This window comes from Vibrio rhizosphaerae, assembly GCF_024347095.1.
Taxonomy (GTDB): domain Bacteria; phylum Pseudomonadota; class Gammaproteobacteria; order Enterobacterales; family Vibrionaceae; genus Vibrio; species Vibrio rhizosphaerae.
Genome location: NZ_AP024903.1, coordinates 2,136,035 through 2,157,274, shown reverse-complemented (window position 1 = coordinate 2,157,274; position 21,240 = coordinate 2,136,035). Strand labels below are relative to the sequence as shown.

The following is a 21,240-nucleotide window of genomic DNA, read 5'->3' as shown; positions in this document are numbered from 1 at the left end:
ATATGGTTCGCTTTTTTATCGACAGACCGATTTTTGCGTGGGTGATTGCCATTGTCATCATGCTTGCCGGTATTCTGTCCATCAAAACTCTACCGATTGAACAGTATCCGCAAATTGCACCGCCAGCCATTAGTATCTCTGGTGTTTATGTCGGTGCTTCTGCGAAAACCGTTGAAAATAGTGTGACACAGGTTATCGAGCAGAACATGAATGGTATCGATAACCTGCTGTATATGTCTTCCAACAGTGATTCGTCTGGTTCGTTTTCGATTAGTCTGACGTTTGCAACAGGAACGGATCCAGATATTGCACAGGTTCAAGTACAGAATAAATTGTCTGCTGTTGAGTCTTCTTTGCCGGATTCAGTTGTGACCCGGGGGATTACGGTTGCGAAATCAACCAGTAGCTTCCTGATGGTGATCGGCTTTATTTCATCTGATGGCGCGATGGACAACACTGACATCGCGGATTACATCTCTTCGAATGTCAAAGACCCGATTAGCCGTGTTCAGGGGGTGGGTGAAACCCAAGTCTTTGGTGCGCAACATGCAATGCGCATCTGGCTGGATCCGCATAAACTGAACAAGTTTAGTTTGACCTCCAGCGATGTGCTCAGTGCGATTAAGGCTCAGAATACGCAGGTATCCGTCGGTGAGTTGGGGGGAACGCCAGCAGTAAAAGGACAACAGCTCACTGCGACTATCACCGCTCAGGGACGTTTGAGTCGCGTCAGCGATTTTAAAAATATTCTGCTCAAAGTGGATACGGATGGTTCTCAGATTCGTTTGCAGGACGTTGCGCGGATTGAAATCGGTGGCGAAAGTTATGCGGCTGTGGCGGAGTTCAATGGTTCTCCTGCAACGGGGCTTGCGATTCGGCTGTCAACGGGTGCCAACGCATTGGATACCGCAGATGCTGTACGTGCCAAAATGGATGAATTGAAACAGTTCTTCCCGAGCTCGCTGAAAATTGTTTATCCATACGATACAACGCCATTCGTTAAAATTTCGATTGAAGAGGTTGTTCACACCTTGATTGAAGCGGTCGTACTGGTCTTTTTGGTTATGTACCTCTTCTTGCAGAATTTCCGTGCAACGCTGATTCCGACGATTGCGGTACCCGTGGTGTTATTGGGGACGATGGGCGTTATGGCTGCCTTCGGGTTCTCAATTAATACCCTGACGATGTTTGGTCTCGTACTGGCGATCGGTCTGCTGGTAGATGATGCGATTGTTGTGGTTGAAAACGTCGAACGGGTGATGGCTGAGGATGGGTTATCCCCCTTAGAAGCCACCCGGAAGTCGATGGGGCAAATTACCGGCGCACTGGTTGGGATCGCCTTAGTTTTGAGTGCGGTATTTATCCCGATGGCTTTCTTCGGCGGTGCTGCCGGGGCCATTTATCGACAGTTCTCTCTGACAATCGTCTCTTCTATGGCGCTGTCTGTTTTAGTTGCAATGATTCTTACGCCGGCACTGTGTGCGACCATCCTCAAGCCACTTTCAGAGGGAAGTCATCAGGCGAAACGTGGTCCGATTGCGCTGTTTAACCGCCTGTTTAATCAAGGAACGGTACGCTATAAAGGCACGGTTGAAAAAGGCATCCATCAGAAAATCAGATATTTATTTATCTATGTGTTAATTGTCGGTGGATTAGGGGTGCTTTGGAATAAATTACCGACATCTTTCCTGCCTGATGAAGATCAGGGGGTCTTGATGGTGATGGTGAAACTTCCTGCCGGTGCAACGCAGGAGCGGACACTCCATGTGATGGAGAAAATCCGGAATCACTTCTTGCAAGATGAGAAAGATGATGTTGCCTCAGTCTTTACTGTGGCCGGGTTTAGTTTTGCCGGTCGGGGTCAGAACATGGGGTTGGGATTCGTCAAGCTCACTGACTGGAGTCAGCGGACCAAGCCTTCACAGTCGGTTGAAGCGATTATCGGCCGGGCATGGGGGGCTCTGGGACAGATTAAAGAAGCACAAATATTTGCCTTTAACTTACCACCGATTATCTCGCTGGGGACCGCCAGTGGTTTCGATGCTTATCTGGTTGACCGGGGGAATCTTGGTCATGAAGCACTGATTCAGGCACGTAACCAGTTATTGGGTATGGCGGCAAAAGATCCGAATCTGATGGCGGTCCGGCCAAACGGTATGGAAGATACTGCCCAGCTTCGAATCGATATCGATTATGAAAAAGCGATGGCAATGGGTGTTGCCGTGAATGACATTAACTCAACGCTGTCAACCGCATGGGGCTCGACATATGTCAACGACTTTGTCGATAACGGACGGATTAAGAAAGTGTACGTTCAGGCTGATGCACCATTCCGGATGAATCCAGAAGACTTCGATCTGTGGCATGTTCGTAATGCCGAGGGAGACATGGTGCCGTTTAATGCCTTTGCGAAAACTTACTGGACCTATGGTTCACCACGGTTGGAGCGCTTTAATGCTTCCCCTGCGGTAAACATTCAGGGCTCAGCTGCGCCCGGCAAAAGTTCTGGTGAGGCGATGCTTGAGATTGAAAAACTGGTTCGACAGTTGCCGCAAGGGATTGGGGTTGAATGGAGTGGTTCTTCATATCAGGAAAGACAATCAGGTTCACAAGCTGCGTTACTGTATGGGATTTCTCTGTTGATTGTATTCCTCTGTCTGGCAGCACTATATGAAAGCTGGAGTGTTCCGTTCTCGGTCATCTTGATTGTACCGCTGGGGATCTTTGGTGCCGTGCTGGCGACGACGATGAAAGGATTAGCAAATGACGTGTACTTCCAGGTCGGGTTATTGACAACGATCGGTTTGTCCGCGAAAAACGCGATTCTGATCGTTGAGTTTGCTAAAGCCCAATATGATGAGGGGATGGATCTGTTCAAGGCAACCGTTGAAGCTTGTCGGATGCGTTTACGTCCGATCCTGATGACATCTTTTGCATTCATTCTGGGGGTTTTACCGCTGGCACTGAGTAGTGGTGCGGGCGCAGCCAGCCGGAATGCAATTGGTTGGGGGGTTGTCGGTGGGATGGCATCTGCAACCGTACTGTCCATTTTCTTTGTACCGGTATTCTTCGTCTTAGTGATGCGCTTGTTCCGTACCAAGCCAAGAGGTGACCTCTCTGCGACTCCGGCTGTGGAGGATAAGACGGATGCAAATTAAGTTATTGCCACTTATGGTTGCGGCTGTGTTAAGTGGGTGTAGCTTAGCACCGGATTATCAAAAGCCTGATGTGCCGTCAACGCAGGGATGGCAAGGGGTAGATGCCAGTCAGACGGCATCTGCCGAGCTGCCTGACTGGCGAAGCTTCATGCCGGATGAACGATTACAGTCGCTGATTGAGCTGGCACTGGCAAACAATAAGGACTTGAAAACGACATTGCTGAATGTTGCTTCCTTACGGGCAACGTACCGAATTCAGGATGCAGAACGCTATCCGGGGCTGGATGCCTCGGGCAGCGCTTCGAGAACGCGTTTTTCTGATGCCAATACGGGGAATGGGAAGTCATACACTTCCCAGTATAAGGCGACGGTGGGGGTGACGAGTTATGAGCTGGATCTGTTCGGCCGAGTCAAAAACCTGAGTGATCAAGCACTTGAAACTTATTTATCTCAGGATGAAGCCCGGCGGAGTACGGTGATTGCGTTGATCAGTGAAGTCGCCACTGCCTACATGAACCTTCTGACCAATCAAGAATTGTTGACGCTGACGACCGAGACGGTAACCGCCTATCAGGAGACCCTGTCGCTGGTGCAAACGCGCTATGATGCCGGATACAGTGATGCCTTGACGCTTGCACAAAGTAAGACGGCATTACATAGTGCACAGGCCAAGCAAGCGCAGTATAAACTGGCCGTTGCGAGGGGATACAATGTATTGCGCCAGCTGGTTGGTGCGCCGATCATGCAGTACATCGATGGACGTTTGCCTGAAGAAAGCGGGCCAATGCTGTCAGCACTCCAAGTGGGGACGCCATCCGAATTGCTACTCAAGCGCCCGGATATTCTCGCGGCAGAACATACACTGAAAGCAGCCAATGCGAATATCGGTGCGGCCCGTGCGGCGTTTTTCCCGAGTATTCGTTTAACCGCGAATGCCGGCAGTGCCAGTAACTCTCTGTCTGGCTTGTTTAACTCAGATTCAGGGTATTGGCAATTCTCGCCGTCAATTTCTTTACCTATCTTTGACTGGGGAAGTAATCAGGCAGCGTTGGATGTGGCGAAGATTAAGAAACAGCGTTCGATCATTGCTTATCAGAAAGTCATTGAAACCGCATTTAAAGAAGTTTCTGATGCTTTATTAGGGCAGACTTATTATATGGAAGAGTGGCAGGCTCAACAGAATAATCTGGCTGCAAACCAAGCGTATTATGGACTGGCGAAAATGCGCTATGAAAAAGGCAATGACAGTTATATGGATCTACTGGACGCGCAGCGGTCATTATTCAGTGCGCGGGAGAGTGAGCTGTCGTCGCATTTGAATTTACTGCTCAGCCGGGTCAATTTATATAAAGCGCTCGGTGGTGGCTGGCGTGCGGCTGATCATCAACCGTCTGCTCAGGTTTCATCAGTATTGAAGGCGATTGATCAATAAATGATGACACTGCCCATTGTTTGCCGTTCATGTGGATAACTCATGTTTGTGCAATGAATAAGCGTGCTGTCGGCACGCTTATTTTTTGATGGGAGATGATTCGTGATCCATCCGCGCCTGATCATATTGATGTTGAATCTGCCGGATATCGATAATATTGTCTTCGAGCCATTCGACAAGCACCGCCGCTTTTTGGGTCACGGTGTGCCCATGTGAGGTGAGTTGATACTCAACATGAGGCGGCACTACCGGATGGGCAATCCGAGTCAGAAAACCATCACGTTCCAACGTTTGCAGCGTCTGCGACAGCATCTTTTCACTGATCCCCGTAATTTTTCTTCTCAGTTCGCTAAAGCGATGCCGTGTCCCGTCATTCAAAGCGACTAATACCAAAATTCCCCAGCGGCTGGTGATGTGATTGAGCACCTCCCGGGAAGGACATTGCGCGATAAAAACATTGCCGCGCTGATATTGTTCAAGCTGAAGTCTCTTTTTCATACTTACCTTTTTGTACGTACTTACTTAAAGTTAGTTTTGGTTTTATTATAAGGTCAGTCGGCCATATGAGCAATTCATCTGTCATTTCCAATCGTGATTGAGGCTGTGGCTGAGTGGTTGATTTGGAGAAGATAAACAACTCAAAGTAAAAGGAGACATTATGTTAGCGATTACTGGCGCAACCGGTCAGCTTGGCCGTCTCGTGATTGAAGCTTTACGGCAAGAGGTACCTGCAGCACAAATTGTCGCAGTGGTGCGTGATGTTCATAAAGCGCAGGATTTGGCCGAACAGGGCATTCAGGTACGGTATGCGGATTATAACCAACCTGAGTCATGGCGTGAGGCGTTTGTCGGTGTGAACAAAGTGCTGTTGATTTCGTCCAGTGAGGTCGGACAGCGCACGGGTCAGCATCATACTGTGATTGAAGCCGCGCAGGCTGCCAATGTTGCCTTACTGGCTTATACCAGTATTTTAAATGCTGAGCGTTCTTCCCTGATGCTGGCCGAAGAGCATGTGGCGACAGAGGCCTTGATTCAGGCATCCGGAGTCCCTGCTGTGATTTTGAGAAATGGTTGGTATTCAGAAAACTATACCATGGGGATCCCTGCGATTCTGCAACAGGGCGTGATGATTGGATGTGCCGGAGACGGTCGTATTTCTGCTGCGCCGCGCCGTGATTATGCGGCGGCCGCAGCGCATGTTCTGACACATGAAGGACAGGCCGGAAAAATCTATGAACTTGCGGGTGATCATGGTTTTACACTGACTGAATTTGCGGGCTATCTGTCTGAAGCGACAGAACAGACCATTGCTTATCAAAATTTGTCTGAAGCGGACTATATTCAGGCCTTGGAAAGTGCAGGTGTTCCGGCGCCTTTTCCGATGGTGCTGGGAAACTCTGAAACCGGCGCAGCGGCAGGCGATCTATTCAGCGCATCCAGTGATCTCAGTCAGCTCATCGGCCATCCCAGTACACCGATTAAGGTGACGATTCAAGAGACGCTGTCAGAGATTATGAAGTAGCCGTATCGTCATGATATCGTGAGGCTCCCTCCATTGACTCTCCCTCGGAAGCCACTTTCGGGGGATTTTTTATTCCTCTCTGACAGACCATCGAGATTTCTGTTAACAGGCGCACTTTTTTGACCCTTCGCGTCGCTCAGAATCAGCTACACTAAACCTAACGCATTGAGAAAACAGCGTTCGTAAATCTTATGTATCGGTTTTAGCTCGGTTATTTTGGGGAATGGTCATGGCGGACTTTCAGTATTTTCAGCCATCAAGGGTTGCAGAGATGGTTGGTGAAGAGAATGTTGGTGAGATGCTTCGTGGTTATTTAACCTCACTGGACGGTGCATTTTCCGAGTTAAGCGCTTACTGGCAGGAAGGTGATGTACAACATGTCAGAATGACGTCGCACCGGATGAAATCATCCGCCCGTTTTATCGGTGCCGATGAGCTTGCGGAAGTCCTTCAGAAAATTGAAACGGATTCGCTCAATGAAGCGGATAATATATGTGCGCAGACGACTCAGCTCAGTGTGGTTGAACAATGGTGTCATGAACTGACGCGAGAGATTAACCATTATTTAGATTCTGAGAGTTAAGGGTTAGATTATATGGTCAGTCTTGAAGTTGTATGTGTTGATGATGATGAGTTTATGTTGAAGGCCATTGGTCGTCTGGTGCGTCGTTTGCGTCCCGAATGGCGGTTTCTGCTGCTTGATGAGCCGATGAGATGGCAGGAGATCATGGCGGATTCAGACATTGAACGTCCGGCAATATTTATTTCTGATCTGCTGATGCCAAAGAAGCGCGGTGATGCATTACTCAATGAAGTCAAAATGAATTTGCCGGAGTCGATCCGGGTTTTGCTGACCGGTGATACAACGCAAGAGTTACCCCAAAAAGCCCACGGTTATGCCCACTTTGTTTTGCCGAAGCCATTTACTCAGGAAGATTTTGAGCACCTGTTTCAGTGTGCTGAACGTTTACATAAAATGCCGTTTAATGCCGAGTGTCGTCAGAAGTTAGGCTCGTTATCCGGTTTACCTGTCTTGCCGAATACGGTTCATGAATTGCAGAGTGTGATTGCCTCCCCCAATTGTGATATGCATTTAATGGCTGAAGTGATCAGCCATGAGCCCTCGTTAGTTGCCCGGATATTTCAAATTGCCAACTCATCATACTTCGGATTCAGAAGACATACCGATTCACTTTCAGAAGCAGTCAGCCGATTGGGAGCAACCCTGATTGAGACGATTGCTGTTTCTTTATTAACTCAAATTCCTCATCACCGGGTTTCACCGGGTCAGCATAAGCAAGTTGCCGAACGCGCTTTGAAAGTCGGATCTGTTGCGAGGCTGATCGCCAAAGAAATGAATCTTGCCCGTGGTGAACAGGATAAAGTATTTGTTGCCAGTCTCTTAACGTCTATCGGCACACTGATCGTGCTGGAAGAAGGTGCGACACTTGAAAATGTCAGAACATATCTGGGGTTACAAGAGGGCTACTATGACCACCATGTAGCGGCGGCTTATCTGTTGATTTTATGGGGGTATGATATTGAGATCGGTGACATTATTTTATCTCAGCGTCATATCGATTTTCTCAGTCAGGATGAGACGGCTGTGTATGGCAGCATTGTCGGTCTGGCTTATAGGATTGAAAAATTCAAGACGGAAGAACAATTCAAGCGAGTCGCTGAGCAATTGCCCGAAGCTATTGGCAATGTTGTATTGACGTTAAGCGCATTATTATTAGAAGCAGCATAACCTTATGATTATAAAAATATTTTATGAATAATATGATGATAAATAATCTGGTTATAAGAATACAGTTATGAACAATATCACAACAGCGTTGATTGTTTTTTGAACGTGAGGGGAAATGCCAATGGTGATGAATGTAACGATAGCAGATGATTCAAAAATGTCGCGTAAATCGGTGATGAGGGCGTTACCTGAGCGGTGGGATGTGAGTATCCATGAAGCGTCGAACGGGAAAGAGGCGATTCACAATTATAATCAGGGACTGGCCGATGTGATGTTTCTCGATTTAACCATGCCGGAAATGGATGGGTTTGAAGTTTTAGAGCACCTGCATCAGATTGATGCAAAAACGGTGGTGATCGTGATTAGCGCAGACATTCAGCCTTATTCTCAGGAAAGAGTCAAACAATTAGGTGCTGCATCATTTATTCAGAAGCCGTTAGACCCGACACAATTAGAACATGTATTACATGGGGTAGGATTGCTATGAATACAATTTTTTCTGCAGATCATCAAGATGCACTCCAAGAGTTCATGAATATATCGATGGGGAGGGCCGCGAATAAGTTAGCGACCTTACTGGATCGCCATGTCACGATTTCTGTGCCGAATATCCGTTTAGCTACGGATGAAGATCTCGTCCGTCTGAAAAAGTCGGAGATGGATTACTACTATACGCGGCAATCATTTTTTGGGGGGATGGATGGTGAGTTGATTACGTTGCTCAGCCGGGGCGGATGCCAACAAATTGTGGCAGATCTGAACCGAATCAAAGGGCATAGTTCCGATTCTGTGAATGGAGAAGAAAGTATTCTGGATATTTCGAATATTTTGTCTGGGGCAAGCCTCCGGGGGTTATGTGAACAAATCGAAGTTAAAACTAAAATTCAGCCGCCAGTATTATTTGAACCCTCAAAACAACCGCTACCTGTCTCTGAATGGAAACTTTCCCTGATTATGGAAATTTCGTTTCTGATTGAAAAAGACTCGTTTTCAGCAAGAACGATCATTTGTTTTGCTGACAGGGAATTGGACAGAATGCTTGAGCGCCTAGATGAATTATTATAGGAGTCAGTATGGCTAAAAGTAGGTTATTGCTGTCAGATCTGTTAGATCAGCTCAATTTTGCATTGTGTATTATTCGCAATGATTACGTGATTATAAAAGCGAATGAATACTTTCAGTCACGGGCAATCTACGCTGGTGACACAATGCAGGGACAGAATATTCTGACGCTTTTTCCTCAGTCCGCTGATTATTTGAAACGAAAGATTGATACCGCGTTAGTGATTGAGTCATCAAGTTTTTCATCATGGGAGCAAAAACCACACGTCTTACCCTTCAAAAGTTCTCGCCCGGTTTCCGGCGAAGAAGAACAAATGTTCCAAAATCTGGAAGTGATCCCTATCCACAATGAAGACGGTACGATTGAGCATGTCTGTCTTTGTGTTTATGACGTGACCATTCAAGCCAGCCAGCAAGCACAACTGCGCAAGATTTCACAACAACTCGAAATCGAGCATCAAGAACAAAAAATGTTGATTAAGAAACTGGAAGAGGCGCAAGGACAGTTGATCCAATCGGAAAAAATGGCGTCTATCGGCCAGTTATCCGCGGGGATCGCCCATGAAATTAATAATCCGGTCGGCTTTATCACATCGAATATTCAGACCTTGCATGATTACTTTCAACGTTTGAGTCAAGTCATTGATGAAATGAAAAATATGATTCAGGGAGCCGGGGATAGTGCATTAGCAGAACATTGTGAAACGCTGTTAAATCAGCAACAAGTGAACTTTATTTTGGAAGATACCTCTGATTTAATTCAGGAATCACTGGAAGGTTCATCCCGGGTGATGTCTATTGTGAAAAACCTGAAAGATTTTTCACATATTGATGGTTCGGAATGGGGATATGCCAGCCTTGTTCATGGGATAGAATCGACCCTAAAAATTATCCATAACGAGATTAAGTACAGTATTACGATTGAAAAAGATTACCAGACTGATATTCCAGACGTTTATTGTCAGCCTATGCAAATCAATCAGGTGTTGCTGAATATTTTACTCAATGCCAGTCAGGCGATTGATGGGGAAGGGACCATCTATATTTCCGTACATCAAGCCAATGAACACTATGTTGAAATTCGGATTCGTGATACGGGAACCGGTATTCCGCCTGAAATTCAGGATCGCATTTTTGATCCTTTCTTTACCACGAAAGCTGTTGGTTCCGGAACCGGATTAGGATTATCGGTATCGTATGGGATCATTAAAACGCATAAAGGAACAATCGCGGTCCAAAGTGAGATCGGTGTCGGCAGTGAATTTATTATTCAGCTTCCGATCAATAAAGTGACGGCAACCGATGAAGTTGTTGAATCGGCAACAAACTGAGTCACGTTTTGGGTTTCGGTCTGGACACTGAAGGATAGATAATGTGGGACATCCGTCAATAAAGCACGATATGCAAGTCAAGCCGATGATTTTCTCTGAAGCCGGACCGTTGTGTGCAGAACAGCATCGCGCTCTGGACATTCTGCGGCTGATGCTGATCACCGAGACTCAGGACGATAGTCTCGACCTGTTTGTGGACTTCATGAGTGAAACATTTGCAGACACCGACGTTTACCTATTTGCTGTCCATGAATTGGGTTCTCTCCGCCTGATACGTTCTCGCCCGGTATTAACGGGGCCGATCCGGGAGCAATTCTTCCCGATATTCACTCAAGATGAGTTTTGTGTTATCGAGCAACTCGAACAATCCAGTTTTTGGGCGGAGAATTATGCGCCTTTTTTCCCCACCGTCAGTCAAGCTCTGGTCGTGACGGTCCAGATCGGTTCTCGTCACTATACGATGTTCCTGACTTCACCGTCTGAGGCGCTGTGTCATCAAAAAAATTTAGAGACACTACACTATATTATTGATGTGGTGAAGATTGCTCTGACCTACATAACATCGACCGAAACGATGTATAACAACCGGGATGTCGAGCAGACTGAAAAATTTGCCTCTTTAGGAAAACTGGCAGCTGGCGTTGCCCACGAAATTAATAATCCTTTGGGATTTATTATGAGTAATTTAGGAACGCTCAGCGCCTACATGAGCCAGTTTAAACACGTTGTTTCAACATTGCCTGATTCACAATGCACATCTGTAGAAACGCTGTTGGATGACAGTGCCGACATTATCTCAGAAACACTTGAAGGACTAACCCGAATTCAGAATGTTGTTTCGAGTCTGAATGTCTATAACCATGTATCCAGTTCAAACGTCGGAGTGGTTGATCTGCGGGATGTGATTAGTTCATCGCTGGGGCTGATTCTGGGTGAACTCAAACTACGGGCTAAGGTGGATTATCAGACACCGGAGCGACCCATGTATGTCAAAGGGCAATCTAATAAGCTGCAACAAGCGTTTATCCATCTGCTCATGAATGCTTTCCAATCGATTACACATGCTGGTGGCTGCATTTCTATCCAGTTGGGATATGAAACCAGTGTGCTCATGCCGAGAAAGCGTAACGTCCGTTTATCGATTCAAGACAATGGTAAGGGGATTTCCAAGGAACATTTGCAACATATTTTTGAACCGTTTTTTACCACCAAACAAGTGGGGAGTGGTGCCGGGTTAGGACTCTCTGTTGCCAAAGAAATTATCGAAGAACATTTGGGTTTCATTTCAATTGAGTCTGAATTGGGCAAAGGGACTCTGGCGGTGATTCGGTTGCCTTGTGTTGTGAGTCTGCCTTAAGCGCGCTGTACTGATGAGGGTTCATGGACTTGGATGAGGATGAATATGCGGTTCTCAGACTTTGTCACAGGACGCGGATGAACCATTTCCCGGACTCAATCAGGATGGTGGTGGCAAGGTCTGGTACATTTTTCACCAACCTTTGAAAAGTATAATATAATTGAATTACTTACAGAGAAAATTTCCTTGGCATTCATGCGAGGCCGGTAGTCCGGTTTTATCAGAACAAGCGCAATATTGTTCTCTCAAAGCTAACAGAAGCGGGAGCGATCATCATGGAAAGTCATGCTACAGCATCAGAACGACTGACACTGCTCTTACTGGATGATGAAAATGATATTCTGAAGGCGCTCAATCGGGTGCTGCGTCTTGATTATGATGTGGTGAGTTTTAATGATGGCCGGGAAGCCTTGACGTATTTGCAAGAGAACGAAGTATCGATCATCATCTCCGATATGCGCATGCCCGAGATGGATGGTGCGGAGTTTTTATCTCAGGCGAAAGAAATTGCGCCTGATGCCATTCGTATTCTACTGACGGGATACAGTGATATTCAGTCTACCGTGAGAGCTGTCAATGCCGGTGGCATTCATACTTATATCAGTAAACCCTGGGACAATGAAAATTTAAAATTAATCGTTGCTAAGTCCGCAGAGTTTTTCCGCTTAACCAAAGAGAAAGAACGCTTATCCCAAGAGCTTGAAGAGCGCAATCAACAGCTTGAAACGATGAATCAGGCGCTGGAAGACTCCAACCAAAAATTATCCGATTTTAATCATCAATTAGAATTACAAGTTCAAGAAAGAACCCAAGCCTTAAGTACGTCGAATACCCGGCTAGAAATGCTGTTGAAAAGCCGGAATAAAACGTTCAGAGATATTCTGGGCATGGTGACCGCGATTATTCAGCATCGGACAGGGTTCCCGGCGGATCATGCTGAGCGAATTGCCAATCAGGCGAAATCGGTCGCACAACGTCTGAAATTACCGGAGACCGAAATCGGTCATATCTATTTATGTGGTCTGATGCACCAGATTGGTCTGATTGGCGCCCGGGACTCGGAAATTGAAATGACCAAAGTTGATCCGGAAAGTCAGGTGCCGATTTCACCAAGTGCCAATGCGGTTGTCGGGGCAACCATTGTCGAGCGGATCAAGCGCTTTGAGCCGTTGGTTGAAATTATTCGCCATCAGGATGAACTCTTTAATGGCTTGGGTCGGCCGGACCATTTGCGAGGACCGGAAATACCGATCGGTGCCCGAGTGATTAAAGTGGTGAAAGACTATGATTTTTATGTCGCTTCACCTTATAACCCGAAAAGAATGACCACCCGCAGTGCACAAGGCTATCTCAAACAGCAGGCGGGGGAAATGTATGATCCTCAGGTTGTGGATATCTACCTTGAGATGCTGAAGCAACCCAGTCAGGTCGAAGAAGGGGTCGAACTCTGTATCGGGCTGAGTGAAATTAAACCGGGGATGGTTATCAAACGCGATCTCTATCTACCGAACGGTAATCTGATGCTCACCGCAGGAAACGCTATTAGTGCCGTATTACTGTCTCGACTGAAGTCGATTGAGAAACAGACCAATATGCCGATTACGGTTTATATTGGCTAATACAAGATATCTCAGTGATGAATGCATTATCGATCGCCAGCGTATCGATAGAAATGGTGTAACGGTCCTTTTCCTTGTCCCACGTCCAATTGGTTTGCATGACGAATGGCTCCGGAAATATAAGTTTTAGCGGCTGCAACAGCTGAAGAAAGTGAATCACCGCGGGCCAGATAAGAAGCAATCGCTGAAGAGAGTGTACAGCCTGTGCCGTGGGTGTTTAATTCATGAATCCGGGGCGCACTAAACATGGTCGTTGCTGAGTCTGTGATCAACCAGTCTTGGCTGTAATGCGGGTCATCGGCATGACCACCTTTGAGTAAAATGGCAGGTAAACCGAGTCGCTTTAAATCTGCGATCATTCCGGGGCGTGCCCCTGCTGACTCATCACCGGAATTTTCTGATGCATAGCCCAGCAGCACCGCGGCTTCCGGAATATTTGGTGTGATTAAATCTGCCATTGGAAACAGCATCTCTTGTAATGGCTTCAAAGCATCCTGACTCAGTAATCTCCGGCCACTGGTTGATAATAGCACCGGGTCGATGACCAGATGGTCGGGATGAACAGCCTGAAGTTTGTTGGCGACCACTTCTACAATCTCTGCATTGGCGAGCATTCCGATTTTGACGGCCACAATGTTTAAATCTGAAAATACCGCATCCAGTTGTTGTTTCACATGACTGACGGGAAGCGGTAATACATCGAATACCCCTTGAGTATTTTGAGCGGTGGATGCGGTAATGACCGAGCAGGCGTAACTGCCTGTTGCGGAAATCGTTTTGATATCGGCTTGAATCCCGGCACCACCACTGCTATCACTACCTGCAATGGTCAGCACAACCGGAATCGATGATAAGGGAGACGAAATCATAACTGGGTGTCCTTTTGAGTTGTGCTGTCAGGGAGCTTCGCCTGTCACTTCAACGTGCATGATTTTAAACATCGAATCGATGCAATATCAACCGCTGCATCCTGACAGAGAAGTGATTATTTTGAAAATAAGAATGACTCTCATATTTGTTTAGATATAATGCAGCCTCTTTCTGATTTTCTAAATGAAACGGATCATCACCAGTGATTCATATGACGAGTCAGAGCAGTGGGGAATGTTGATGATGAAGGTATGAGGGAACTTTGCTGTCCGAGTTACCGATTCATGATAGAAGTTATGGTCTGAGCCGGCCATATTGTCACCGGAGTTAAAACATGCAAGTCGATTTAATGCTTGAAGCGGTTGCGAAACAGAGAGCCAATGAAAGACGGCGTTGGACGGTTATTGGCATCATTTTGGCTGTATTGGTCGTATCGTTTGTTCTCGATGTTGCCACGGGACCGTCGATGCTGGATGTCTCTCAGGTCACGAACGCCATATTACAGTGGTTGGGTTTTTCTGTCCCAGTCGATTCAATGACTCAGGTGATCGTGACGAATCTCAGATTGCCGATTGCCCTGATGGCCGTCATTGTGGGCGGATCGCTCGGCATTGGTGGTGCGGAAATGCAAACCCTGTTAAATAATTCGATGGCGAGTCCTTATACATTGGGGATGGCTGCCGCCGCCGGGTTTGGTGCCGCGCTGATGCTGTATATGGACTCTCTGGGGCTCCAGTCATACATTGCTGTCCCATTGGGCGCTTTTTTCTGCTGTATGCTCTCCGCCTGTTTTCTTTTTGCGCTGGCAATGATGCGTCATATCACTTCCGGTCAGTTAATTCTGGCCGGGATTGCACTGCTGTTCCTGTTTCAATCCTTGCTGTCACTGGTGCAATTTGTCTCTTCTCCGGAATTGAGCCAGCAGATCCTGTTTTGGCTATTTGGTAGTCTTTCGAAAGCAAATTGGGTCAATCTGATTATTACCGCTGTCGTGACTGTTGTCTGTTTACTGATGTTATTGAAAGATTCATGGAAACTGACTGCGCTGCGGCTGGGAGAAGAGCGGGCTAAAAGTCTTGGGGTTCATGTCGCCCGTTTACGTCTGAAAACGCTGTTTATCGTTGCGGTGATGACAGCCACAGCCACCAGCTTTGTCGGCATCATTGGTTTTGTCGGGATTGTTGCACCGAATATTGCCCGGATGTTAGTGGGGGAAGACCAGCGCTTCTTCCTGCCGTTATCTTTTCTGATCGGGGCTTTTTTACTGTCCAGTGCGTCGGTGCTTTCGAAAGTCATTGTCCCTGGCGCACTGTTTCCGATTGGGATTGTCACCGCAATTATCGGTGTACCGTTTTTCTTCTGGCTCATTATTGGTAAAAGGCGTTCATGATGCTGCATGTGACTGACTTAAATTTAAATATTGATGGGTTAACTCTGGCTGATCAAATGAGTTTCAGCCTTCAGCCCGGCAAAGTAAGCGTCATTATTGGCCCGAATGGCACAGGTAAGAGCACACTGCTGAAAACCCTGTTTGGCGATATTCGTCCCCAATCCGGGGAGATTGTTTTTGGTGAGCAGTCCCTTCAGCCTAAAAAGATTTCAGCCTGGCGTCAGCAATTTGGTTATATGCCGCAGGATATTCGGCTGGATGTCAGCCTGACCGTGATTGAGGTGGTTTTGCTTGGTCAATTGGATGCACTGAGTCTGCGGGTTGATGATCAGATGCTGAAAGATGCGCTGACAGCATTGGAGCAAATCGGATTATTACATCTGGCCAACCGGGATGTCCGGACCCTGAGTGGTGGCCAATGTCAGATGATTTTATTTGCGCAGGCGTTGATGCGTCGTCCTGAGATTTTAATGTTGGATGAACCGGTGAGTGCATTGGATCTTCATTTTCAGCATGTCTTGCTGGATCATTTGGTCGAGCGGACGGAAAGTCAGGGCTGGGTATCCCTGATGGTGCTGCATGATTTGAATCTGGCCGCACAATACGCAGATCATTTACTCGTCCTGAAACAGGGCAAGGTAGTCGCACAAGGATGCCCGCAAACGGTATTAACCCCGGAATTGATTCGCGATGTGTATGGTGTTGAAGCGGAAGTGACCCATGATCAGCAGGGGATCCCTTTCGTGCGGACCTTACGCTCAAATCGAGTCAATCGCGCCGCAGCATAATGTCTCGCTTCTTGATGAAGTTAACCGACTCTTAACCAAAATTTTATTACATTGCGTGTGGATATTGACACACGGCACCTGAATGTGCACATCATCATGATTGGACAGTCAGGTAAAATTGCGGGTAAGAGGGTGGTCAGAATTTCAGATGCTGAAAGTATTACTTGTCGAAGATGATTTAGATTTGGCGACGGCCATCATTGATTACATGGCGCTTGAGGACATAGAAGCAGATTATGCGGCCGATGGACAGATTGGCTACAATCTCATCACCACGCATACATATGATGTGATTGTTCTGGATCTAAACCTGCCTAAAATCGAGGGGCTGATTGTTTGTGAACGGGTCCGTTCTCAAGGCATTCAAGTCCCGATTCTGATGCTCACCGCAAAAGATACCCTTGACGATAAACTCCGAGGATTTTCGAAAGGCGCAGATGACTATCTGGTGAAGCCGTTTGAGATGGAGGAGTTAATTGCGCGGGTGAAAGTTTTATCGAAACGTAAGAGCGGGCAAGTTTCAAAATTGGTTGTCGACGATCTGGAGTTAGATTTGGCCGGTAAAGAAGTTCGCCGGGCCGGTGAATTGTTGAAGCTTTCTCCGATAGCAACCAAAATTCTGGAAATTCTGATGCGTGAGTCTCCCGCGACAGTTTCCCGGGAAAAACTGATCCAGACCGTTTGGGGCAGTGAACAACCCGATAGCAACAGTTTGAAAGTTCATATCTTCAACTTGCGCAAGCAGGTCAATAAAGAGGGTTTCAAACCGCTGGTTCATACCGTTCCCAGTTTTGGTTTTGCTATCAAAGCCGCGGAAGACTGATATGCAAATTCGTCGTAGTTTGAAGATCTATTTTTTATTTGCTGTGATTTCGGTCGGGACGTTGGTCGTTCTGGTGTTCTCGACCTTGGCTGCGAGTTTCTTTATCCAAGGCTCTGACGTGACCATTCGTTACAGCATGACTCAAATGGCACGAGAGATTGCCAATTCAGAGGTTCAACAGAATAACCACCTACAGGGATTTGCTGTTTATCAACGTTGGGAGGATACCCCTGAACTGGTGAGGGAGCATATTCCGAAATTAAAGGCTCATCAGGCTTTTGGCAAATATGTCAAACGCGATAACTGGTTTGATATTCCTACCGCGGCTGCTTTTGTATTGCGTTATGACGATGCCCCTCAAGGGACCTTCTATATTTCCTGGGTTTTTACCGATATTCTTTCTCATCTCCAGCAAAATAATGCGGATACGAATTATTATCTGCGCATTATGATTTATGCCATCATTGCTATTACCCTCTTTGCATTGATTATGGTGGTACTACTGCATCGAATTGCGATTCCGGTTGAACGTCTCATCGGTTGGGCAAAAGAACTCTCTTCCGGCAATCTGAATCGTGCTGCGCCTGATTTCTACTACAACGAGTTAAATAATCTGGCTGAAATTATTCATTCGAGTTTACAGTCGGTGCAGACGGCTCTAAATCGGGAGAAACAGTTTTTGTCTCATGCCAGCCATGAATTAAGAACACCGATCTCGGTTGTCCGAAGTAATAGTCAGTTGATGAAACGTCTCCTGCAAAAAGAGGGCACAGAAGAAAAGCAACAGGAAGTGTTGGATCGGATTCTCCGGGCGGGGATGACCATGACCGAGCTGTGTGAAACGCTGCTTTGGCTGAACCGGGGCAAGTTTGACCATTTATCGACTGAGCTGGTGGATCTGGAAAAATTAGTCCATCAAATCTGCTGCGAACTGGACTATCTGGTTCGTGATAAAGAGATTGATATTACCATCGAAACAGAGCCTGCCAGCTATCAATTACCTTTGGCAATGGTCAGAATTGTATTGGGAAATCTGATCAGGAATGCTTTTCAGCATACATATCATGGTCAGGTGGAAATTGTGCAGTTAGGGCAGACGGTCAAAATTAGAAATTATAGTGCGATTGGCGAAACGGATGAGAGTCTTGGGTTCGGCTTGGGACTGCAATTAACCAGTTGTATTATCGAACATTATCAGTGGCCTTATCATGTTGAGGAGCTGGCAGCCGGGAGAGATGTGTATATCAGTTTCACTGCGGTTGACCTGGAGAGTGAATCCGTTTGAGTCACGAGAGATAAAAAAAGCCCATCATTGATGGGCTAGGGGGATAAAGGTGGAGCCGTTAAGCCACAGCGTTGGGTTGCTGTTTCGCTTTATTTCTCACACCCAGAGCATACGTCAATCCGAAGGCCGTGATAAACGAAATGGCCATACCGATAATATAATAACTCAGTTTTGCCGGATTGATGGAGATAATTCCCGGTAAACCCGCCGCTCCCAGTGCATGTGCTTTAACATGGAAAAAGGTAATGAAAGCACTGGCGACCGCTGAACCGGTAATCGCAGCAATGAACGGATAACGCATTTTTAAGTTAACACCGAACATGGCTGGCTCTGTGATACCAAGTAGCGCTGTAATTCCGGATGGGATGGCAATCCCTTTCAATTTCTGATCCCGGGTCATCATTCCGACAGCGAGAGATGCTGCGCCCTGCGCAACGTTAGACATCGCCGCGATTGGGAAGATAAATGTCCCGCCTGTGACTGCAATATCCGCCAAAAGTTGAGTTTCAATCGCGATGAAGCTGTGGTGCATCCCGGTAATGACGAAAGGCGCATAGATCAAGCCAAAGATGGCTCCGCCGATGAAACCTGCTGATTCGTATAACCAGTTGAGACCATCACCCAACAAGAAGCCTAAATCGCGTGTGAACGGGCCGACCACTGTAAATGTGAGGAAGCCAGTAATGAACAGCGACAATAGCGGTGTGAGCAGGTTATCTAAAACGGAAGGAACCACTTTCCGCAGGCTATTTTCAATTTTCGCCAGAATAAATGCACACACAAGAACCGGGAGTACCGACCCTTGATAGCCGACTTTCTGAATCTCAAAGCCTAAAATATTCCAGGTCGGGATTGTACCGTGAACCGATGCACTCCCGAATCCCCAGCCATTCAGTAAATCCGGATGAACCATCAGCATCCCGAGTGCAGCGCCGAGGAATGGGTTGCCACCGAATTTTTTGGTTGCAGAGAACGCCAGTAAAATAGGTAAGTAAACAAATGGTGCGTTGGCAAAAGTATTGATCATGCTGGCAAGGTCAGCTAATCCCGGATTGGCATCAATCAGGGACTGACCATCGATGAACAGCCCCTTGGCCGTAAGGACGTTAAATATCCCCATCAATAGACCACCGGCAACAATCGCAGGAATGATGGGAACAAAAATGTCAGACAGGCCTTTTACTGCCCGTTGGACGATGTTCTGTTTCTGGGCACCCGCTTGTGCAACATCATTGGTTGACATATCAGCCATTCCGGTTGCTTCAGACATGGCTGCGTAGACTTGGTTGACAATGCCTGAACCAAAAATAATTTGGTATTGCCCTGCGACTTTGAATTGACCTTTGACACCTTCTATTTCACTAATTGCATCTTCATTTATCACGGATTCGTCTTTGAGTGCTAATCTTAAACGAGTTGCACAATGTGCCAGGGCTTGGATGTTTTGTTTGCCACCCAGATGCTCTAGCAGCTGTTTCGCGATGACTGGATAGTCCATAACTTACTCCGATTCTGCTATTGGATTATATTTTTGTGTATTCATCATTTTATGTTTTGGGAACGTTTGCAATTTGGATTTTTGTCAATAATTGATAAATGGTCAAAACCATGTGAACTATTATGTGAGTCAGATCGCTAATGGGACGACGAATTATGATGAAAACAAGGGTAAAATCACGTTGTCACGACTGAAGGTGACACATTATCCCCAGTTTTCTGTAGGCCTGCTGGGTATAATTGCAATTGATTCCAAAGTCATAAGGAAACGGAATGGCGAGTTTACATGATGTCGCAAGGTTAGCCGGTGTTTCAAAGTCAACAGTTTCGCGGGTGATTAACAATGAATATGGCGTGAAAGAAGCGACTAAAATCAAAGTCTTAGAAGCTGTTTCTCAATGTGGTTATGTCGTCAATCAGGTTGCAAAAGATTTGAAATCTCAGAAAACGAACCTAATTGGCGTTATCGTACCGAGGGTCTCATCACATGCAACTGCACAAGGAGTCGATGGTTTGACGGCCATTTTTGAGCCTGCAGGAAAACATGTTTTGCTGGCCAATACCCACCAGAATCATAGTAAAGAACTCGAGTATATCCAGATCTTTAATCAGAAGCGGGTTGAAGGCATTGTATTTTTTGCGACGCATCTGGATATGCCATTGATCAAAGCCATTCAGCAGTCTTCTGTTCCGGTCGTCCTGATCGGGCAGGATGGCTCTTTATATAATATCCCCAGTATCATTCATGATGATTTTCGTGTTGGCTATGAAGCCGGTCAGCGTTTACTCGCGCAAGGTTGCCAGAAGATCGGATTTATTGGTGTACAGACCGATGATCTGGCTGTGGATGAGCTTCGGTCTCAAGGGTTGGGAAAATCGCTGCACATGCAGCAGCAGCAAGTTCTTTTCCATGCCCACGGTGATTTCTCGATTGAGTCGGGCTACCGTCTGGCCCGTGAATTTTTGCTGGCATACCCGGAAACCGATGGACTATTTTGTGCAACAGACCGAATTGCTGTCGGTGCGATTAAAGCGATGCGGGAAATGGGAATCTCCGTCGGAGAGCAGGTCAAAGTGCTGGGAGTTGGTAATGATGAGCTGGCTTATATCAGTAATCCATCGCTTTCAACGTTTAATTACGCCTTCGATAAAGCCGGAGAAAATGCAGCGAGAATGCTGCTTGATCGAATCGAGGGACGTGGCAGAGAAATGAGCAAAGTGGTGCTGACTTTCGAGAATATTGAACGTGAAACCTGCTAACCGGTGAAGAGTTGTGCCAATGTTCACATAATATGAATTTGGTATGACCAATTCATGGCGTACTCTTGCAATTTTTGAATAGATCTATATTTTGAG

General features: G+C 46.6%; 18 protein-coding genes. 15 read left to right on the top strand and 3 right to left on the bottom strand.

Going from position 1 to position 21,240, the window contains the following annotated elements:
• Nucleotides 1-2: 2 nt before the first annotated feature.
• Nucleotides 3-3,158, top strand: a complete 3,156-nt coding sequence (locus OCV37_RS09220; protein ID WP_038179486.1) for an efflux RND transporter permease subunit — start codon at nucleotides 3-5, stop codon at nucleotides 3,156-3,158.
• On the top strand, nucleotides 3,148-4,590 hold the full coding sequence (locus tag OCV37_RS09215) for an efflux transporter outer membrane subunit (RefSeq protein WP_051680422.1): 1,443 nt from the start codon (nucleotides 3,148-3,150) through the stop codon (nucleotides 4,588-4,590). Before OCV37_RS09220 ends, OCV37_RS09215 begins: the two co-directional genes overlap by 11 nt.
• Before the next feature lie 78 nt (nucleotides 4,591-4,668).
• Here the strand turns inward: OCV37_RS09215 and OCV37_RS09210 are convergent, their stop codons facing one another.
• Complete coding sequence (locus tag OCV37_RS09210) at nucleotides 4,669-5,088, bottom strand: winged helix-turn-helix transcriptional regulator (RefSeq protein ID WP_038179488.1); 420 nt, start codon at nucleotides 5,086-5,088, stop codon at nucleotides 4,669-4,671.
• Between the two features lie 160 nt (nucleotides 5,089-5,248).
• Between OCV37_RS09210 and OCV37_RS09205 the strand changes: the two genes are divergently transcribed.
• The 8 genes from OCV37_RS09205 to OCV37_RS09170 all read left to right on the top strand — a co-directional run bounded on the left by OCV37_RS09205 (nucleotide 5,249) and on the right by OCV37_RS09170 (nucleotide 13,231).
• Nucleotides 5,249-6,112 carry an SDR family oxidoreductase gene (locus OCV37_RS09205; RefSeq protein WP_038179490.1) on the top strand — a complete coding sequence of 288 codons (864 nt, stop codon included), beginning with the start codon at nucleotides 5,249-5,251 and terminating at the stop codon, nucleotides 6,110-6,112.
• A gap of 229 nt (nucleotides 6,113-6,341) precedes the next feature.
• Nucleotides 6,342-6,695 carry an Hpt domain-containing protein gene (locus OCV37_RS09200; protein ID WP_051680423.1) on the top strand — a complete coding sequence of 118 codons (354 nt, stop codon included), beginning with the start codon at nucleotides 6,342-6,344 and terminating at the stop codon, nucleotides 6,693-6,695.
• Nucleotides 6,696-6,707: 12 nt separating this feature from the next.
• Complete coding sequence (locus OCV37_RS09195) at nucleotides 6,708-7,862, top strand: HDOD domain-containing protein (protein ID WP_038179492.1); 1,155 nt, start codon at nucleotides 6,708-6,710, stop codon at nucleotides 7,860-7,862.
• Between the two features lie 121 nt (nucleotides 7,863-7,983).
• The gene (locus OCV37_RS09190; protein ID WP_038179647.1) at nucleotides 7,984-8,349 is read left to right on the top strand and encodes a response regulator; all 366 of its coding nucleotides are present in this window, start codon (nucleotides 7,984-7,986) and stop codon (nucleotides 8,347-8,349) included.
• Nucleotides 8,346-8,927 carry a chemotaxis protein CheC gene (locus OCV37_RS09185; protein WP_038179495.1) on the top strand — a complete coding sequence of 194 codons (582 nt, stop codon included), beginning with the start codon at nucleotides 8,346-8,348 and terminating at the stop codon, nucleotides 8,925-8,927. Before OCV37_RS09190 ends, OCV37_RS09185 begins: the two co-directional genes overlap by 4 nt.
• A gap of 8 nt (nucleotides 8,928-8,935) precedes the next feature.
• A complete protein-coding gene (locus OCV37_RS09180; RefSeq protein WP_038179497.1) occupies nucleotides 8,936-10,255 on the top strand; it encodes a sensor histidine kinase in 1,320 nt (439 codons plus the stop codon).
• Between the two features lie 43 nt (nucleotides 10,256-10,298).
• Nucleotides 10,299-11,612: a sensor histidine kinase gene (locus tag OCV37_RS09175; RefSeq protein ID WP_157634910.1), complete on the top strand. Its 1,314-nt coding sequence runs from the start codon at nucleotides 10,299-10,301 to the stop codon at nucleotides 11,610-11,612.
• A 275-nt stretch (nucleotides 11,613-11,887) separates the two neighbouring features.
• Complete coding sequence (locus OCV37_RS09170; protein ID WP_038179499.1) at nucleotides 11,888-13,231, top strand: response regulator; 1,344 nt, start codon at nucleotides 11,888-11,890, stop codon at nucleotides 13,229-13,231.
• 26 nt (nucleotides 13,232-13,257) lie between these two features.
• Here OCV37_RS09170 and thiD read toward each other — a convergent pair whose 3' ends face one another.
• Complete coding sequence (gene thiD, locus OCV37_RS09165; RefSeq protein ID WP_038179501.1) at nucleotides 13,258-14,100, bottom strand: bifunctional hydroxymethylpyrimidine kinase/phosphomethylpyrimidine kinase; 843 nt, start codon at nucleotides 14,098-14,100, stop codon at nucleotides 13,258-13,260.
• A gap of 335 nt (nucleotides 14,101-14,435) precedes the next feature.
• On the opposite strand from thiD, the gene OCV37_RS09160 reads away from it, so the two are divergent.
• The 4 genes from OCV37_RS09160 to OCV37_RS09145 all read left to right on the top strand — a co-directional run bounded on the left by OCV37_RS09160 (nucleotide 14,436) and on the right by OCV37_RS09145 (nucleotide 18,387).
• Nucleotides 14,436-15,491, top strand: coding sequence for a FecCD family ABC transporter permease (locus tag OCV37_RS09160; RefSeq protein ID WP_038179503.1), 1,056 nt, complete (start codon nucleotides 14,436-14,438; stop codon nucleotides 15,489-15,491).
• Nucleotides 15,488-16,279 carry an ABC transporter ATP-binding protein gene (locus OCV37_RS09155; protein WP_211252040.1) on the top strand — a complete coding sequence of 264 codons (792 nt, stop codon included), beginning with the start codon at nucleotides 15,488-15,490 and terminating at the stop codon, nucleotides 16,277-16,279. Before OCV37_RS09160 ends, OCV37_RS09155 begins: the two co-directional genes overlap by 4 nt.
• Nucleotides 16,280-16,427: 148 nt before the next feature.
• Nucleotides 16,428-17,102, top strand: coding sequence for a response regulator transcription factor (locus OCV37_RS09150; protein WP_038179507.1), 675 nt, complete (start codon nucleotides 16,428-16,430; stop codon nucleotides 17,100-17,102).
• 1 nt (nucleotide 17,103) lies between these two features.
• Nucleotides 17,104-18,387, top strand: coding sequence for a sensor histidine kinase (locus OCV37_RS09145; protein ID WP_038179509.1), 1,284 nt, complete (start codon nucleotides 17,104-17,106; stop codon nucleotides 18,385-18,387).
• 58 nt (nucleotides 18,388-18,445) lie between these two features.
• Here the strand turns inward: OCV37_RS09145 and OCV37_RS09140 are convergent, their stop codons facing one another.
• A complete protein-coding gene (locus OCV37_RS09140; RefSeq protein ID WP_038179511.1) occupies nucleotides 18,446-19,885 on the bottom strand; it encodes a sucrose-specific PTS transporter subunit IIBC in 1,440 nt (479 codons plus the stop codon).
• A 272-nt stretch (nucleotides 19,886-20,157) separates the two neighbouring features.
• Between OCV37_RS09140 and OCV37_RS09135 the strand changes: the two genes are divergently transcribed.
• Nucleotides 20,158-21,144, top strand: a complete 987-nt coding sequence (locus OCV37_RS09135; RefSeq protein WP_038179512.1) for a LacI family DNA-binding transcriptional regulator — start codon at nucleotides 20,158-20,160, stop codon at nucleotides 21,142-21,144.
• Nucleotides 21,145-21,240 lie beyond the last annotated feature (96 nt).

Coding starts and splice junctions, on each gene's coding strand:
- OCV37_RS09160 (WP_038179503.1), top strand. CDS start 14,436: ATGCAAGTCGATTTAATGCTTGAAGCGGTTGCGAAACAGAGAGCCAAT.
- OCV37_RS09190 (WP_038179647.1), top strand. CDS start 7,984: ATGGTGATGAATGTAACGATAGCAGATGATTCAAAAATGTCGCGTAAA.
- OCV37_RS09155 (WP_211252040.1), top strand. CDS start 15,488: ATGATGCTGCATGTGACTGACTTAAATTTAAATATTGATGGGTTAACT.
- OCV37_RS09220 (WP_038179486.1), top strand. CDS start 3: ATGGTTCGCTTTTTTATCGACAGACCGATTTTTGCGTGGGTGATTGCC.
- thiD (WP_038179501.1), bottom strand. CDS start 14,100: ATGATTTCGTCTCCCTTATCATCGATTCCGGTTGTGCTGACCATTGCA.
- OCV37_RS09215 (WP_051680422.1), top strand. CDS start 3,148: ATGCAAATTAAGTTATTGCCACTTATGGTTGCGGCTGTGTTAAGTGGG.
- OCV37_RS09145 (WP_038179509.1), top strand. CDS start 17,104: ATGCAAATTCGTCGTAGTTTGAAGATCTATTTTTTATTTGCTGTGATT.
- OCV37_RS09200 (WP_051680423.1), top strand. CDS start 6,342: ATGGCGGACTTTCAGTATTTTCAGCCATCAAGGGTTGCAGAGATGGTT.
- OCV37_RS09140 (WP_038179511.1), bottom strand. CDS start 19,885: ATGGACTATCCAGTCATCGCGAAACAGCTGCTAGAGCATCTGGGTGGC.
- OCV37_RS09210 (WP_038179488.1), bottom strand. CDS start 5,088: ATGAAAAAGAGACTTCAGCTTGAACAATATCAGCGCGGCAATGTTTTT.
- OCV37_RS09180 (WP_038179497.1), top strand. CDS start 8,936: ATGGCTAAAAGTAGGTTATTGCTGTCAGATCTGTTAGATCAGCTCAAT.
- OCV37_RS09205 (WP_038179490.1), top strand. CDS start 5,249: ATGTTAGCGATTACTGGCGCAACCGGTCAGCTTGGCCGTCTCGTGATT.
- OCV37_RS09135 (WP_038179512.1), top strand. CDS start 20,158: ATGGCGAGTTTACATGATGTCGCAAGGTTAGCCGGTGTTTCAAAGTCA.
- OCV37_RS09185 (WP_038179495.1), top strand. CDS start 8,346: ATGAATACAATTTTTTCTGCAGATCATCAAGATGCACTCCAAGAGTTC.
- OCV37_RS09195 (WP_038179492.1), top strand. CDS start 6,708: ATGGTCAGTCTTGAAGTTGTATGTGTTGATGATGATGAGTTTATGTTG.
- OCV37_RS09170 (WP_038179499.1), top strand. CDS start 11,888: ATGGAAAGTCATGCTACAGCATCAGAACGACTGACACTGCTCTTACTG.
- OCV37_RS09150 (WP_038179507.1), top strand. CDS start 16,428: ATGCTGAAAGTATTACTTGTCGAAGATGATTTAGATTTGGCGACGGCC.